The sequence below is a fragment of the Leisingera sp. ABM4_101 genome, assembly GCF_056158725.1.
Genome location: NZ_JBSWTV010000002.1, coordinates 3,679,887 through 3,694,438 on the forward strand (window position 1 = coordinate 3,679,887; position 14,552 = coordinate 3,694,438).

General features: G+C 60.9%; 10 protein-coding genes. 8 read left to right on the forward strand and 2 right to left on the reverse strand.

Annotation, left to right across the window (positions count from 1 at the left end; genetic code table 11):
- Positions 1 to 55 precede the first annotated feature (55 nt).
- The 3 genes from ACXAEK_RS19160 (at position 56) to ACXAEK_RS19170 (ending at position 3,865) form a co-directional block, all read left to right on the forward strand.
- A complete protein-coding gene (locus tag ACXAEK_RS19160) occupies positions 56 to 1,804 on the forward strand; it encodes an amidohydrolase (protein ID WP_475044343.1) in 1,749 nt (582 codons plus the stop codon).
- Positions 1,804 to 2,757 (forward strand): CobW family GTP-binding protein, encoded by a 954-nt coding sequence (locus ACXAEK_RS19165; protein WP_475044344.1) that lies wholly within the window; start codon positions 1,804 to 1,806, stop codon positions 2,755 to 2,757. Before ACXAEK_RS19160 ends, ACXAEK_RS19165 begins: the two co-directional genes overlap by 1 nt.
- A 514-nt stretch (positions 2,758 to 3,271) precedes the next feature.
- Positions 3,272 to 3,865, forward strand: a complete 594-nt coding sequence (locus ACXAEK_RS19170; RefSeq protein WP_475044346.1) for a DUF2189 domain-containing protein — start codon at positions 3,272 to 3,274, stop codon at positions 3,863 to 3,865.
- Between the two features lie 226 nt (positions 3,866 to 4,091).
- Here the strand turns inward: ACXAEK_RS19170 and torT are convergent, their stop codons facing one another.
- Positions 4,092 to 5,144 (reverse strand): TMAO reductase system periplasmic protein TorT, encoded by a 1,053-nt coding sequence (gene torT, locus ACXAEK_RS19175; RefSeq protein WP_475045315.1) that lies wholly within the window; start codon positions 5,142 to 5,144, stop codon positions 4,092 to 4,094.
- A gap of 122 nt (positions 5,145 to 5,266) precedes the next feature.
- Here torT and ACXAEK_RS19180 point away from each other — a divergent pair, with 122 nt between their 5' ends.
- On the forward strand, positions 5,267 to 8,164 hold the full coding sequence (locus tag ACXAEK_RS19180; RefSeq protein ID WP_475044347.1) for a response regulator: 2,898 nt from the start codon (positions 5,267 to 5,269) through the stop codon (positions 8,162 to 8,164).
- On the opposite strand, the gene ACXAEK_RS19185 is transcribed toward ACXAEK_RS19180, so the two are convergent.
- Positions 8,145 to 8,837, reverse strand: coding sequence for a response regulator (locus tag ACXAEK_RS19185; RefSeq protein WP_475044349.1), 693 nt, complete (start codon positions 8,835 to 8,837; stop codon positions 8,145 to 8,147). The genes ACXAEK_RS19180 and ACXAEK_RS19185 overlap by 20 nt on opposite strands.
- Positions 8,838 to 9,025: 188 nt before the next feature.
- On the opposite strand from ACXAEK_RS19185, the gene ACXAEK_RS19190 reads away from it, so the two are divergent.
- The 4 genes from ACXAEK_RS19190 (at position 9,026) to ACXAEK_RS19205 (ending at position 14,077) form a co-directional block, all read left to right on the forward strand.
- Positions 9,026 to 9,973, forward strand: a complete 948-nt coding sequence (locus ACXAEK_RS19190; protein WP_475044351.1) for an ABC transporter substrate-binding protein — start codon at positions 9,026 to 9,028, stop codon at positions 9,971 to 9,973.
- A 69-nt stretch (positions 9,974 to 10,042) separates the two neighbouring features.
- Entirely contained in the window at positions 10,043 to 11,074 is a 1,032-nt protein-coding gene (locus ACXAEK_RS19195; protein ID WP_475044352.1) for a quaternary amine ABC transporter ATP-binding protein, read from the forward strand.
- Positions 11,071 to 13,035 carry an ABC transporter permease gene (locus ACXAEK_RS19200; RefSeq protein ID WP_475044354.1) on the forward strand — a complete coding sequence of 655 codons (1,965 nt, stop codon included), beginning with the start codon at positions 11,071 to 11,073 and terminating at the stop codon, positions 13,033 to 13,035. The genes ACXAEK_RS19195 and ACXAEK_RS19200 overlap by 4 nt, the downstream gene beginning before the upstream one ends.
- Positions 13,036 to 13,039: 4 nt before the next feature.
- A complete protein-coding gene (locus ACXAEK_RS19205; protein WP_475044356.1) occupies positions 13,040 to 14,077 on the forward strand; it encodes a GlxA family transcriptional regulator in 1,038 nt (345 codons plus the stop codon).
- Positions 14,078 to 14,552 lie beyond the last annotated feature (475 nt).

A 14,552-nucleotide genomic window follows, 5' to 3' on the forward strand; every position in this document is an offset into this window, starting at 1 on the left:
TACTGTGCCCAGACAGGTGCGGGGCTTGGCCTCGCGGCAGGGAAAGGACAGACGCATGGTTTCGAGCGCCGGAATCCGGTCGACCAACACACCCGAGGGGCTGCCTGCGGCGGATATGGTGCTGCGGAACGGGCGGATTTACACCGTCGACGCGGATCAGCCCTGGGCCGAGGCGGTGGCGATCAAGCACGGGCGGTTCATGGCGGTGGGCAGCAATGCCGAGATGGAGCCGCTGATTGCGGATTACACCCATGTGCATGACCTGAATGGTGCCTTTGCCATGCCGGGCCTTTATGACATGCACACACATCCCGATTTGGCTCTGGGTCCGAAATACTCCGACTATCTGGATGTGGGGCTGGAGACACCCACCCCGGATCAGGTGCGCGAGGCGATCCTGCGCTATGCCGCGGAAAACCCGGACCGCGAGTGGATTTTCGGCAAGCATTTTGTCCACTACGCCTTTCGCAAGGCGGGGCTGAAGCCAGGGCGCGACTGGCTTGACAGTTTCATTCCCGACCGGCCGGTTGCGATCATGGACCGGATGTGGGGCAGCTGCATGGCCAACTCCAAGGCGCTGGAGCTGGCGGGGGTCAGCAAGGACACCGTCGACCCCAACAACGGCTACATCGTGCGCGATCCACTGACTGGAGAGCCGGACGGCATCCTGGTGGATGGCGCCTATGCGCTGATCATGGCAGCAATGCCGCCACCACCGATGCACGCGCTGACCCGCGCCTACCGCGAAGGCGCGCGGTTCCAGTCCGCCCGCGGGGTGGTGGCAACGAAATACGTGCATGTCTGCGAACAGCGTCTGGATGCGCTGCGCGCCATCGACCTGGCAGGTGAGCTGCCGGTGCGGGTCGAGGCCGCAATCAGCTGGCAGGACGACATCTTTCCGGTGCGCCGCCGCTGGGAACTGCTGGCGGGGGAGCGGCATTACTACCGTTCCAAGCGTCTCAATGCGAATGCGGTCAAGTTCCACTTTGACGGCACCGCCGAACCGCGCACCTCTTACCTGATTTCTCCCTGGCCGAACGAGAAGACTTGGCAGGGCTCGCTGAATTTGACGCCTGAGCATATCTATGACATGGTTGCGGAAATGGACCGCAAGCGGATCCGGGTGATTGCCCATTGCACCGGTGACGGGGCATCGGACATCTTCCTGGATGCGGTGGCTGAGTGCCGCCGCCGCAACGGTCCCGGTGGCATGCGCCACCAATGCGCCCATTCCACCCTGCTGGATGAGGGCAACCTGGCCCGGTTTGCTGAACTGGACGTGATCGCAGAGTTTTCCCCGGTGGGCTGGTTCCCGTCAGAGTTCACCATCGGCGCTAGGTCGTCTTTCGGGGAGCGCTTGCAAGAGGCCTATAACGTCCGCGGCGTGTTGGATGAGGGCGGGGTCGCGGTGATGGGCACTGACTGGCCGGTCAGCAGCATTGATCCCTGGTTCGGATTCGAGACCCTGGTCACCCGCGAAAACCCGCGCGGCGAGATGGAGGGCAAGCTGGGCCAGCCGATCACACCTGAAGAGGCGATCCGGATGCTGACCCTTAATGGCGCCTATGCGATGGGCTGCGAGGATGTCTCGGGCTCAATCACCGCAGGCAAGACCGCCGATCTGATCGTGCTGGACCGCAACCTGCTGGAGGTTGAGGCCAAGGGCAACTGGCACAAGACGCAGGTGCAGCTGACCATGGTCGATGGCGAGGTCGTGTATGACCCCGATGGCTGGATGCAGGGCACGGAGTTTGAAGCGCGCATCACCTCCCCGGTTCCCGACTTCACGCCAAAGGACATCTGATGGATACGCGCGTTCCGGTAACCATCGTCGCGGGCTTTCTCGGCTCTGGCAAAACCACGCTGATCAACACCCTGCTGCAGGGAGATCACGGCCTGAACATCACCGTGCTGGTCAACGACTTCGGTGCGGTCAATATCGACGCCGACCTGATCCTGAAGCGCGAACGCGAGGTGATGGAGCTGTCAAACGGCTGCGTCTGCTGTTCGATTCAAAACGACCTGGTAGCGCAACTGCAGGCCTTGTTCCGCTCTGGCAATCCGCCCAAGTATCTGCTGATCGAGGCCAGCGGGGTGTCCCAGCCCGGCCGGATCGCCTCTGTCTTTGGCTATCCGCAGCTGCGGAATTATGCCCGGCTGGATGCAGTGGTAACGCTGATTGACGCAGCAAATACGGAAAACCTGTCAGCCTCATGCCGGCTGCTGGTGCAATCTCAGATCGAAGCGGCGGACATTGCTATCCTGACCAAGACGGACCTGGTGACGCCCCTGGATCTGGAGGCGTTCCGGGATCAATGGCTGTTTCCGGATCTGCCAGTCTATGAGGCAATCCAAGGCCAGGTGCCTTTTGAGGTCCTTCTGGACACAGGGCGCCATTCGCAGGAGGGCAAAGAGCTTCTGCTTTCTCACCCAGGCACCGGTTTCTGTTCCGCCAGCTGGAGCACAAGCGAAGCACATACCTATGAGCGTTTCCGCAAAGCCCTCAGCGCCTTGCCCAAAGCGGTTTTCAGAGCAAAGGGAATTCTGTTCTGCTCCGATTTTCCCGATACCCCAATTATCTTCCAAAAAGTTGGCAGCAGGATGAATTTCTCAAAACAAGGCACCTGGGGCAGCGCTCCGGAAACCCGGATTGTTGTTATTGGGGAAAACGCCCGGTGCCCGGATGGCTACAGCAACGAGAGTGCCCAAGACTGGATTTGGGACCTGATGTTGAACACTGAAGCTCTGCCCGAATAGACGAAGTTCTCAACCAGGCGCGCGTCAAGGACGGAGCGGCCTCGAACCATATCGCAAGCAGCCTCAAGTCTTGCTGCTTCGTTGGGGGTGGCGGCGCTATGAGGGCAGTGTGCGCTCCGGGCAAGCACGCCGGCCCGCTGCACCCGCTGTTTCTTTGGCGGCGCTAGTCCCTCTTGCCGCCCTGCTCTACCGGATGCACACCTGCGTGTGGCGGCGGGATGCCTGCTTTACCGCTGAACCTGTTGGCAAAAAGGCCAGCGCAATGCCATACTCTGAGGAGGAGTGTGTCATGAAACCCAAGACCGAAGGTACCGCATCGCCCGGCAAACTGACGCCGCCCCCGCAGGACATGCCCCAGATTAATAGGCTGTCCGCTGGTGATATCACGGCATCGCTGCAGGCCGGGTTTTCAGACTTTCTGGCGCGCCCTTTCATGAGCGCATTCTTCGGCCTGTTCTATGCGGTTTTCGGGCTCTTGTTTGTCTGGTGCCTGGTTTGGCTAGGCAAGATCTGGATGATCATTCCCGCCGCTGTGGGTTTCCCGTTGGTCGCACCTTTCGCAGCGGCCGGCCTGTATGAGATGTCCCGCCGCTTGCAGGAAGGAGAGAGTTTCAGCTGGTCGGAAATCCTCACAGTAATGGCCAATCAGCGCCAGCGCGAAATGGGCTGGATGGCTTTTGTCACCCTGTTCATTTTCTGGGTATGGATCTACCAGGTCCGGCTTTGGCTGGCGATCATTTTGAAGGATGCGTCCTTCTCGGATTTTGATGGTTTCCTGAACATCGTATTCTTCACGCCGCAAGGCTGGGCCTTTCTTGCAATCGGCACCTGCGCAGGCGCATTTCTGTCAGCGGTTCTGTTCTCGGTGACTGTTGTTGCCATGCCCATGCTGCTTGAGCGGGAAACCAATTTCATTTCAGCCATGCTGACGTCTATTCGCGTTGTCACGGAAAACCCGGTGGTCATGCTCACCTGGGCAGCGGTTATTTCAGTGACCATGCTGCTGTCGCTGGTTCCGGCGTTTCTGGGCCTGATCTTCACCTTGCCGATCCTTGGCCATACCTCATGGCACCTCTACCGGCGGGCCGTGCAACCAGCTGAAGCATAATCTCCCGGCCGTTCGCCGCCGCCCAATAAGACCTATCGGGAATATTCGGCCGGCAGAAGCAGAGGCCAATTTCTATGCATCTATGGAAATTGAGAAAGGAGCCGCGCAATTTGCTGAAGCTATGCCAAAACTGCACGCCTTCGAAAGCCGTTCTGCACTTAGGAGAAGCGACTGATCGCTCAACTCAGCCTTCATCCCTTGGCGCCAAGCGGGACAAAGCCCCCCCTTACCGTGCCGCCCTATACTCAAACACAGGCACAAAACTAGCCGGCGCCAATGACTGCTCCAGAATATCAGCGTCCAGCGTGCTTTGATCAAAAATCCGGATTTCAGGGCCTGCGTGTTTTACGCGAAGCTTACCTTCAATCGCGCGCACTGCCATTTCGATGGCCAGTCTCCCCTGCAGCACAGGGAAATCTGTTGGCGCTGCTACAATACGATCCCGCAAAACGCCCCGGTAGACAGCATGGGTCATATAGTCCGAGACAATCTGAACTTTGCTTTGCAGGCCCCGGGCACGCAGAACCGACACAGCTGCCTCGGCCGCAGGCGCTGATCCGGCGATATAATCCAGGTCCTGTTCCTCGTCCAATGCGTCCTCAACGAGCCGGACCTGGATTTCCCGGCCAGTATCGCCGTATTTTGTCACCGCAACAATTGCGGAACTTTCCGCTAAGGCTGCGTGGAATCCCTGTTCTACAAACTTGACCCACCCTGCTTTTGCCGGACCTGGAAACCAGGCGACCTTCACCGGTGGCGTGCCCTTGGGGTGGCGTGCCGCGATAATCCGCCCTGCTTTGGCCCCCATTTCCACCCAGGAAACCCCCACTTTGGCAGTAATTCCGGCATCGGCGATGTCATTCACTGCGGCAATCACCGGCAACGAAGCCGAAATCCGTTCCACGGTGCTTGTGAAGCCAGCAAAGGAAACTGTTCCAAGGACCAGGGCATCGGCGCCCGCTGCCACGCACTCTTCGACTTGACCGATTTGGCGCTGCAAATTCGGATAGCCGCCGGCCTCAACCAGCTGGAAAGACACTCCAAGCCGGTTGGCTTCGGACACCATTCCATAGTTGACGCTCAGCCAATAGGCATCTTTCAGATGCGGGTAGGCGATGCACAGCTGCCAGTCTTGCGACGCCTTCTTTAGTGGCTGGTAGCCGATGGTCTCGTATCCGCTGCCGTAGTCGAACGGGATCTGCGGTGCTTGCAAGTGCCAGATCTCCGCAGCCGCAGCGGTGCCAAGCAACGTAAAAAACATCAGCCAGACTGCACGCATAAACTCCCCTTTCCGGGACGGAGAATAGGCAGCAGGATGCAAAAGGGAAATTCAAAATTGCGCTGCGCCCGAATGCGCGCGAAAGTTCGGGAATGATAGGAAAGCTCGGCCTTGGCGGAAAGTTGAGCCTCGCATTCATCGTGATTGCGGGTTTGCCAACCCTTGCAGGTATCCTTGGGCTGGTTGAACTGCGGATACTGGCCCGGCGTCAGGCCGAAGTGATCAGCCAGACAATTCCCGCCATTGCTGAAGTGCGCGGCATGGCTGAAGAAAGCACACGCATCATTGCCATCGCTCCTGAGCTGGCCGCGGTGAACAGCCAAGCGGAACGGAAGAACCGCGCGAAGTTCCTGTCTGATCAGGTTGAGGCGCTGACCGAGAGGCTGGAAGCATTGGAACAGGCTGGTGGTACCGGCTCCGCCCGGCTGCGGGAAACTGTTTCCGAAGCATCCCAGGTTCTTTCACTACTGAATGATCTGGTGGAGAGCCGTATTGCCTTGCGCAGTCAATTCAAGGAGCTGACTGACCGGAATCTCGCGGCTGCGGGCAACCTCCTGAGCATGGCAGATACCCTGGTGGCCAATGCCGAAATGGGCACGACTGCAGTGATCTCCAGTCTCTATGGCCCTGGATCCTCGCCGGTTGAGGAGCAGGCCCGCACCGATACTCTGGACAAGCTGCTCGAGGTAGATCTGTTTCAGCTGGGTCTGATGTTCGAACTGCGCTCGCAAACCGCTGAAATCGGTTTGCTGATCAACCGGATCGAAGACGTCGGCAGCGAAATCGAGCTGGGCGAGATCGAGGCTTCGCTAATCAGCCGCCTATTGATTGTGGCACGCCGGATCAAGGCGATCCGCGATCCAGGCCGCCGCCAGCAGGCCGAAGGCTATGCGGCGCAACTGCGGACTGTTCCTAACGAAAATGAGGGATTGTTCGTGCTGCGCGACCGGATCCTGGCCACCGAAAAACGCATTACCGCGCTGCAACAGGAACTGCAGGACGCCGCTCTGCGTCTTGGTGATGAAGCCGCCGCGGTAGCTGATCAGGCACAGGCCAGGGCAATTTCCTCCGGAAATGCCGCTGCCCTTGATGTACGGACAGCGCAGCGGCGCAATGGCTTCGCTGCCCTTGCTGGGTTTCTCCTGTCGCTGGCGGTCTTGTGGTTCTACGTCCGCGGCAGCATTACCAGCCGTCTCAACCGGCTTTCAGGCATCATGGCGGCCCTGATGCGGGGTCAGCTGGACCGGCGGCTGCGCCCCGAAGGCCAGGACGAGATTGCCCGGATGGAAGCAGCCGTTGAGGTGTTCCGCAAGCAGGCCATTGAAAAACTGGAGCTGGAACAAGTTCGAGACAGGAACGAACTGGAGCTCCGCGAGCACCGCAACAACCTGCAAAACCTGGTTGATGAGCAGACCGAACGCCTGCGCGAGGAAGTTGAAGCACATGACGAGGCCCGGCAAAAAGCCGAGGCAGCGGATCAGGCTAAATCTGAATTCCTCGCCATGATGAGCCACGAAATCCGCACACCGATGAACGGAGTGCTGGGGATGCTGCGCAGCCTGTCTGATGACGGGCTGCCGCCCCGGCAGATGGAACGGTTGCGGGCGGCGCTGGTCTCGGGCCAGAACCTCTTGAAGATCCTCAACGACATTCTGGACTACTCGAAAATCGAAAGCGGCGCGCTGCAGGCGGAGGAAACCACCTTTTCGCTGCATGGGCTGGTGCGCGATATCGTCGTGCTGCTGCGCCCCGGCGCGGATGCCAAGGGCGTGCACCTCTGGCTTGACACCCCCGCTGACCTGCCCGACGTGGTCCGGGGCGACGCGGCCAAGCTCAGGCAAATCCTCTTTAATCTGCTCTCCAATTCGCTGAAGTTCACCGAGGAAGGCGAGGTCATCCTGCGGGTCCGCACCAATGGTGAAAGCGATGGACGCCACCAGGTTGCCTTTGAAGTCAGCGATACTGGCATGGGTATTTCGGACGAGGCAAAAGGCCGGATATTCGAGGCCTTCGAGCAAGAGGACAGCGATACCGCCCGCAGGTTCGGCGGCACCGGGCTGGGATTAGCAATCAGCAAGCATTTTGCCGGGACCATCGGCGCCCGGCTCTCGCTGGAAAGCGCACAGGGCATCGGTTCGGTTTTCACCCTGGCCCTGGAGCTTGAAAGGGGTAATCCCGCCGAACTGGATCCGGAAGAAACCCCGGCCCCGGTGCAGAAGGCGGAGACGCCGTTGTCCGTCCTGGTCGTGGAGGACAACGAGATCAACCAGATGGTTGCCCAGGGCTATCTGGAGCGTATGGGCCATTCCTGCCTATGTGTTGCCAGCGCCGAAGAGGCACTGGAACTGCTGCCAGGCTCCGGGTTCGATCTAGTACTGATGGATGTGAACCTGCCCGGCATCAGCGGAACCGAGGCCACCCGCCGCCTGCGCGCCATGCCCGACCCGAAACTGGCCAGCCTGCCGGTCATCGGCATCTCCGCACATGTGCAGGAAGAGCAGATCGAAACCCATCTGCAGGCCGGGATGAACGGCTTTGTCGCCAAGCCGGTTTCGCCCGAGCGGCTTGCCAAAGCGCTCGACAGCGTCACGCAGGGCCGAAAGGGTGCGATCTACCTGTCTGCGCGGCAGGCCGCGGCTGAACCGCCTGACCGCTACGCCAGCCTGCGGCAGCAGATGCAGGAAAACATCCGGGACCTCGGGGAAACCCAGGCTCTGGACATCGCTCGGATGTTCGAACGGGAACTGCCTCAAAGTCTCGCACAAATGAAAGCGGCGCTTGAAGAGCAGGACTTCACGGCCCTCGCCAAGGAGGCGCACAGGGCCAAAGGGGCTGCAGCGACATTCGGCCAGAAAGATCTGGCGGCGCTGCTGGCAAGCTTAGAAGCCCGGGCCGGAGACACCGGCCGTTCGGGTGCCGCGGAGAAGCTGGGCGCGCTCAACCGGCTGGCACCGCAAATCCTCGAGGCGCTTGCCGTGGTGCTGCGGGAGTGCGAGGCCGTCAGGTCAAAGGCGCGGTGAATACATAGCCTTCGCCATGCACGGTGGTAATCACCCGCGGGTTGGCCGGGTCTTCCTCCAGCTTGCCGCGCAAACGCCGGATCAGCACATCAACAGTGCGGGGATTGGCGCCATACTGCCGGTGGGTGACCCGGCTCATCAGCGCATCGCGCGTGGCCACTTCCCCTGCCCGGCTCACCAGCATATCCAGCACCTCGAACTCGGCCCGGGTCAGCGAAATACTTTCGCCTTCCGCGGTCTGAAGATGCCGGGCGGCCACGTCGAACTGGAACTTGCCAAACTTGTAGATCCGCCGCGACAGCCGCCGGATGTCCTGTGTCCGCCGCAACAGATTTTTCAAACGCGCCAGCAGTTCCCGCCGGTTGAACGGCTTGCAGACATAATCATCCGCACCCAGCTCCAGCCCGACAATCCGGTCAATCTCATCATCCCGTCCGGTCACCAGGATGATCCCGATCTCCGATTTGGCGCGCTGCTCGCGGGTGATCTGCAATCCATCCTTGCCGGGCAGGTTGATGTCGGCCAGAAGCAGGTCAACCTCCTGCTCCTCCAGGATTTTCTCCGCCTCTTCCGCGGTTTCGGCCTGCGAGACATCATAGCCCTGCGCATCCAGGTAACTTGCGAGCGTGGCCCTGGTGACCGGCTCGTCCTCGATGATCAGAATATGCGCCATGAACGCTGTGCCCCTTCGCGAAATATTCCTATCGGTTAACAAATTTTAACATCACTGACCAGCCTGTTCATCCCGCCGGGCTGACCTGTTCACATCTGCTGCCTAGCCTCTCCCCCGAAAGCACGCGCTTTCAATACGCGAAAAGCTCAGGCCATCCGGACCCGGGCTGCGACAACAGGGAGACACACATGAAATACCGGCAAACCCTTTTGGCCAGTGCAGCGGCCATCGCCATGACAGCCCCGATGGCAATGGCAGAAGACTCCTCGGACCCCATCATAATCCCGGTCCACAACTGGTCCAGCCAGATCGTGATGAGCCACGTTGTCGGCCAGATCTTCGAGTCGATGGGCAACAATGTCGAATACGTCTCGACCGACAGCCAGGCGGTTTACGAATCCGTGCGCCTGGGCGACGTGACGCTGGAGCTGGAGGTTTGGGAAGGCGCTTTTGGCAAATCCTTCAACGAGGCGCTGGCCAAGGGCGGCCTGCACGACGCGGGCGACCACAACGCGGTAACCCGCGAGGACTGGTGGTATCCGGCCTGGACCAAGGAAGCCTGCCCGGGTCTGCCGAGCTGGGAAGCGCTGAACGACTGCGCCGCCGTCTTTGCCACGCCTGAAACCGGCGACAAGGGCCGTTTCCTGGGCGGCCCGGTGGACTGGCTCAAGCATGACGCCGAGCGGGTCGAGGCGCTGAACATGAACTTCACCGTGGTGAATGCAGGCTCGGCCTCGGCACTCTGGGCCGAAGTGGCCGCGGCCGAGAAGACCAAACGGCCTGTCGTGATCTTCAACTGGACCCCGAATTTCGCCGAAGCGGTCTGGCCCGGCGAGTTTGTCGAATTCCCAACCTGGGTCGAGGGCTGCGACAAGGCCCCCTCGGTCGGCCCGAACCCGGATGCCACCTATGACTGCGGCAACCCGGCCAATGGCTACCTGAAAAAGGCTGCCTGGGACGGCATGAAGGACAAGTGGCCTGCCGCTTATCAGACGCTAACCGAAATCAGCTTCACCAATCCGCAGATCGCCGAGATGGCCAAGCTGGTCGACATTGACGAGATGGAGCCCGAGGACGCCGCCGCCGAATGGCTGGAGGCCAATGAGGATCTCTGGAAGCCCTGGACCGGCTCCTGAACCACGCACTCCTCTCCAACTCACCGGGGCGGCCTGCTGCCCCGGATTTTTACTAACGAAAGTAGACCCATGACCGCCGCCACCCCCGTCATTTCCTGCAAAAACGTCTGGAAGCTGTTTGGCGCCAATCCGGAACAGTATCTGAAGTCGCTGACCGGCAACCCGGGCTTTGATGAAATCCGCCAGGCCGGCTACATCGCCGCGGTGCGCGACGTTTCCCTGGATATTGCCAAGGGGGAAATGCTGGTGATCATGGGGCTCTCCGGCTCCGGCAAGTCGACTTTTGTGCGCTGCTTGTCCCGCCTCATCGACATCACCGGCGGCGAGGTTCGTGTCGAAGGCCAGAACATCGGCGACATGTCCGAGAAAGAGCTGATTGACCTGCGCCGCAACAAGATGGGCATGGTGTTCCAAAGCTTCGGCCTGCTGCCGCACCGCACCGTGCTGGACAATGTGGCTTTCCCGCTGGAAATGCGCGGCCAGGACCGCCACGAACGCCGCGCACGCGCGCTTGAGGTGATCGAACTAGTGGGGCTCTCGGGCCGCGAAGATTACTTCCCGCGCGAACTCTCCGGCGGCCAGCAGCAGCGTGTCGGCATCGCCCGCAGCCTGGCGATTGAACCCGACATCTGGTTCCTGGACGAACCCTTCTCCGCCCTTGACCCGCTGATCCGCCGCGAGATGCAGGACGAATTCCTGCGCCTGCAGGAGATGCTGGGCAAAACCATTGTCTTCATCACACACGACTTTGACGAGGCCCTGCGCCTCGCCGACCGGATCGCCATCATGAAGGACGGTGTGGTCGAGCAATGCGACACCCCGGATCAGATCGTGCTGAACCCGGCCACCGAATATGTCGCCAAGTTCACCGAGGAGATCGAGAAATCCCGCGTTGTCCATGCTGGCGTGCTGGCGCGCGAAGTGAACGGCCACAGCCTGACAGGCACCCCCATTGGCGAAAAGCAGACCATCTCCGAACTGGCCCGTCTGCTGGTCAATGACAACCGCGACTTCCTGCCCGTGGCCAATGGCGCCGGCAGCCTGATCGGCGCCATGAGCCGCCAGGAGGCGCTCGACGTGCTTCTGGGAGAGGCGTCATGACAGACCAAACCATGACATTAACTGGAAAATCCCACAGTTGGACACGGGCCAAGACCGGCTGGGCGATCTTTGCCGCCGCTTGCGCGCTGGCCATCGGCAACTCCCTTCTGCCCGCAGGGCTGGTGCGTCCACCGGAATGGCTGGTGCTGCCCTTTGCCGACTGGATCAATGCGATCTTTGCCTTTGTCCGCGATGACCTGGGCCTTCTCTACCTGACCCGCGCTTTTGCCGATGGTGTCGAATGGCTGCTCGATGTGACCGCCAACCTGCTCTACGGCAAGAACCGCTGGCCCCGCATCGGCCCGGTCCCCTGGACCGTGATTGCCAGCATCGGCTTTGTCATCGGCTACGCGCTGCAAGGCTGGCGCCTGTCGCTGCTCACTGGCGGCACCTTTGTCTGGATCGCCGTCCTGGGGCAGTGGAAATGGGCGATGGAGACCCTTTCGGTCATCGTCGTCGCCGCCCCCTTCTCGATCCTGTTCGGCCTGGTCATGGGCATTTGCGCCTGGCGGTCCAAGACGTTCGAGCGGATCCTGAACCCGATCCTCAACATCGCGCAAAGCCTGCCGCATTTCGCCTATATGATCCCGGTGGTTGTCTTCATCGGCGTCGGTCCCAAGGCAGGCGCCATCGTCACCATCATCTTCTCGGTGCCGCCGATGATCCGCATGTCCCTCCTCGGCCTGCGCAAGGTCCCGCATGAGGTGATCGAAAGCGGCCACATGTGCGGCTCCACCCGTTGGCAGCTGCTGCGCTACGTGCGCATTCCCACCGCCCGGACTGAGATTCTGGTGGGCGTGAACCAGGTAATCATGCAGTGCCTCGCCATGGTGGTTCTGGCCAGCTTCATCGGTATGCCGGGCCTCGGCCAGAAGCTGTTGCAGCTGTTGCAGGCGCTGAAGATCGGCCGCTCGGTTGAAATCGGCATCACCATCGTGCTGCTGGCGGTCATGCTGGACCGCTGCACCAAGGCCTGGGCCACCAAACAGCCCGAGCATTTCGAAAAAGGCACCTCATTCGCCGTGCGCAACAAGTTCCTGTTGCTTGGCGCCGGCCTGTCGCTGGCCTGCCTGGTGCTGGCGCAGTTCGTCCCGCTGCTGGACCAGATCGGCCGCCGCGACGCCTTCACCATTTCCAAGCCGATTGACGCGGTTGCGGACTGGTTCATCGTGCTGATCGACCCGATCACACAATGGCTGCGCTGGTTCCTGATCACCTGGGTCCTGATTCCGATCCGCGACGCCTTCCTGTGGATGCCCTATGCCGCGGTGCTGGCACTGCTGGCGGCGGTCGGCTGGGCCATCGGCGGCTTGCGCTCTGCCCTTGTCTGCCTCGCCTTCTTTGGCCTCATCGCCATGTCCGGCTGGTGGGACCGCGCAATGATCACGGTCTATACTGTCGTGGTTGCCGTCTCTATTGCCGCCGTCATCGGCTTCCCGCTGGGCATCTGGGGATCGTTTCACGAGAAACGCGCCGCGCTGGCCCTGCTGATCTGCGACACGCTGCAGACCTTCCCCAGCTTCATCTACCTGATCCCGGTGGTGATGCTGTTCGGCGTGAACGACGTGGCAGTGATCGGCGCCGTGGTCCTCTTCGCTGCCGTGCCGCTGGTGCGCTACACCATCGAGGGCCTGCGCCAGGTGCCGGAAACCCTGATCGAGGCCGCCGATATGTCCGGCGCCACCCGGGCACAGACCCTGTGGAAGGTCCGCCTGCCGATGGCCCTGCCCACCATCATGGTCGGGGTGAACCAGTCGGTCATGTTCTCGCTATTCATGGTGATCATCGCCGCCTTCATCGGCACCCAGGACCTGGGGCAGGAAATGCAGCGCGCACTGTCCTCTACCGATGTGGGCAAAGGGCTGGTCCTTGGCCTCGCCGTCGCCTTCATGGGGCTGATGGTCGACCACCTGGTCACCACCTGGGCAAAGACCAAGAAAGAAGCGCTGGGGCTGGAGTAAGACCATGACCATCCATTCAAACGACTTCGGCCCCGCCCCCCACACCCGCATAGGCTTTCTGCTGTTTCCAGGCTTTCCCATGGCCTGCCTGACCTCGGCAATGGAGCCCTTGCGTGCCGCCAATGAAATCGCCGGGCACCAGGTGTTCTCCTGGTCCCTGGTGAGCGAAACCGGCGCGGACGCAAAGGCTTCTGCCGGGGTCTTTTTTCCAGCGGAAACCAGCCTGGCAGAGGCCGAAGGGTTCGACTGCCTGTTCCTTCTGTCAGGTCCGGAAGCCGAATTTGAAGACCCGGTCTCCAGTCCCGGCAGGCTGCGCTACCTTGCCCGCCACGGCGTAACCCTAGGCGCGGTGTCCGGCGGGGTCTTCCCGCTCGCCCGCAGTGGCGTGCTGGCCGGGCGGCGGACGGCGGTAAACTGGTGCTACCGCAGCGCCTTCGAGGCAGCTTTTCCGGACTGCACAGCCGTCGACCGGCTGATCGTGCGTGACGGCAATATACAGTCTGTTTCAGGCGCTACGGCGATGTTCGACCTTTCGCTTGAGCTGATCGGCAACGCCCTCGGCGCGGATGCGATGAACGAGGTGGCTTGCTTGTTCCAGCATCCGGTCATCCGCAGCGGCAGCTCCAGCCAAAAGGTTCCGGTGCTGCAAAGCGACCGTACAGTCGATCAAATGCCTCCTACGGTGAAAGAAGCCATACGCATTTTCTCGGAAAACCTCGAAACACCGCATGGCATCCGCGACGTGGCCCGTATGGTCGGCATTTCGCCGCGCCAGCTGGAACGCAGTTTTCAGGCTGCGACCAGATTGAGCCCCGGCGAATACTACCGGAAGAAAAGGTTGCAAGCCGCCCGGCAGATGGTGCTGTTTTCCTGGGACAGCATTTCGAGCATTGCACATGCCGTTGGATATGCCAGCTCCTCCACCCTCACGCTGCACTACCGCAGGCTATACGGCCTTACTCCCATTCAGGATCGCAAATCAGCTTTCCGGCAGGCCACAACGCAATTTGGAGAAGCCAGGCTGCAGGGGCAGGTTACATAACCGGCTTGCACTTGAAATTGTGCCCCCACAGACGCCGCTATGCCTAACTAAAACACTGACAGGCTGGGTATTTTCGAGAAAACAATCACATCATCGGCGAGGGAATGAGGACCGAGAAGAGCCTGGATCCTGGAACCTGAGCACTGACCGAACTGACGTTTTTCCCCGCTGCGTTGTATATTGGGAAGGCAAGCTTGCTGCCGGCCTCTTGCACATGGACACGCTCGGCCGCACACCTGGCAGAACGGACAAGAAGACCCAGCCGCTCACTGCCGCCCGTCTTAAGGCTCCGCTGCGGGCGGGGAACAATTCTAGGCTAGCCACTGCCTCTCATCGTCCTGCAAGGTGTTTTCTCTAAGCAGGCCAGCAGCTTCAGCCAGACGCATGCCAGTATCGGCCACGACGGCCACAAGCCAACGCATTTCTTCGTTGATCTGACGGCATTCCCGCTGAAGGGCAAGGATGACGCCCTCGG

Bases quoted from the DNA above. Each gene is read 5' to 3' on its own strand.
- ACXAEK_RS19160 (WP_475044343.1), top strand. From the start codon at position 56: ATGGTTTCGAGCGCCGGAATCCGGTCGACCAACACACCCGAGGGGCTG.
- ACXAEK_RS19165 (WP_475044344.1), top strand. From the start codon at position 1,804: ATGGATACGCGCGTTCCGGTAACCATCGTCGCGGGCTTTCTCGGCTCT.
- ACXAEK_RS19170 (WP_475044346.1), top strand. From the start codon at position 3,272: ATGATCATTCCCGCCGCTGTGGGTTTCCCGTTGGTCGCACCTTTCGCA.
- torT (WP_475045315.1), bottom strand. From the start codon at position 5,144: ATGCGTGCAGTCTGGCTGATGTTTTTTACGTTGCTTGGCACCGCTGCG.
- ACXAEK_RS19185 (WP_475044349.1), bottom strand. From the start codon at position 8,837: ATGGCGCATATTCTGATCATCGAGGACGAGCCGGTCACCAGGGCCACG.
- ACXAEK_RS19190 (WP_475044351.1), top strand. From the start codon at position 9,026: ATGAAATACCGGCAAACCCTTTTGGCCAGTGCAGCGGCCATCGCCATG.
- ACXAEK_RS19195 (WP_475044352.1), top strand. From the start codon at position 10,043: ATGACCGCCGCCACCCCCGTCATTTCCTGCAAAAACGTCTGGAAGCTG.
- ACXAEK_RS19200 (WP_475044354.1), top strand. From the start codon at position 11,071: ATGACAGACCAAACCATGACATTAACTGGAAAATCCCACAGTTGGACA.
- ACXAEK_RS19205 (WP_475044356.1), top strand. From the start codon at position 13,040: ATGACCATCCATTCAAACGACTTCGGCCCCGCCCCCCACACCCGCATA.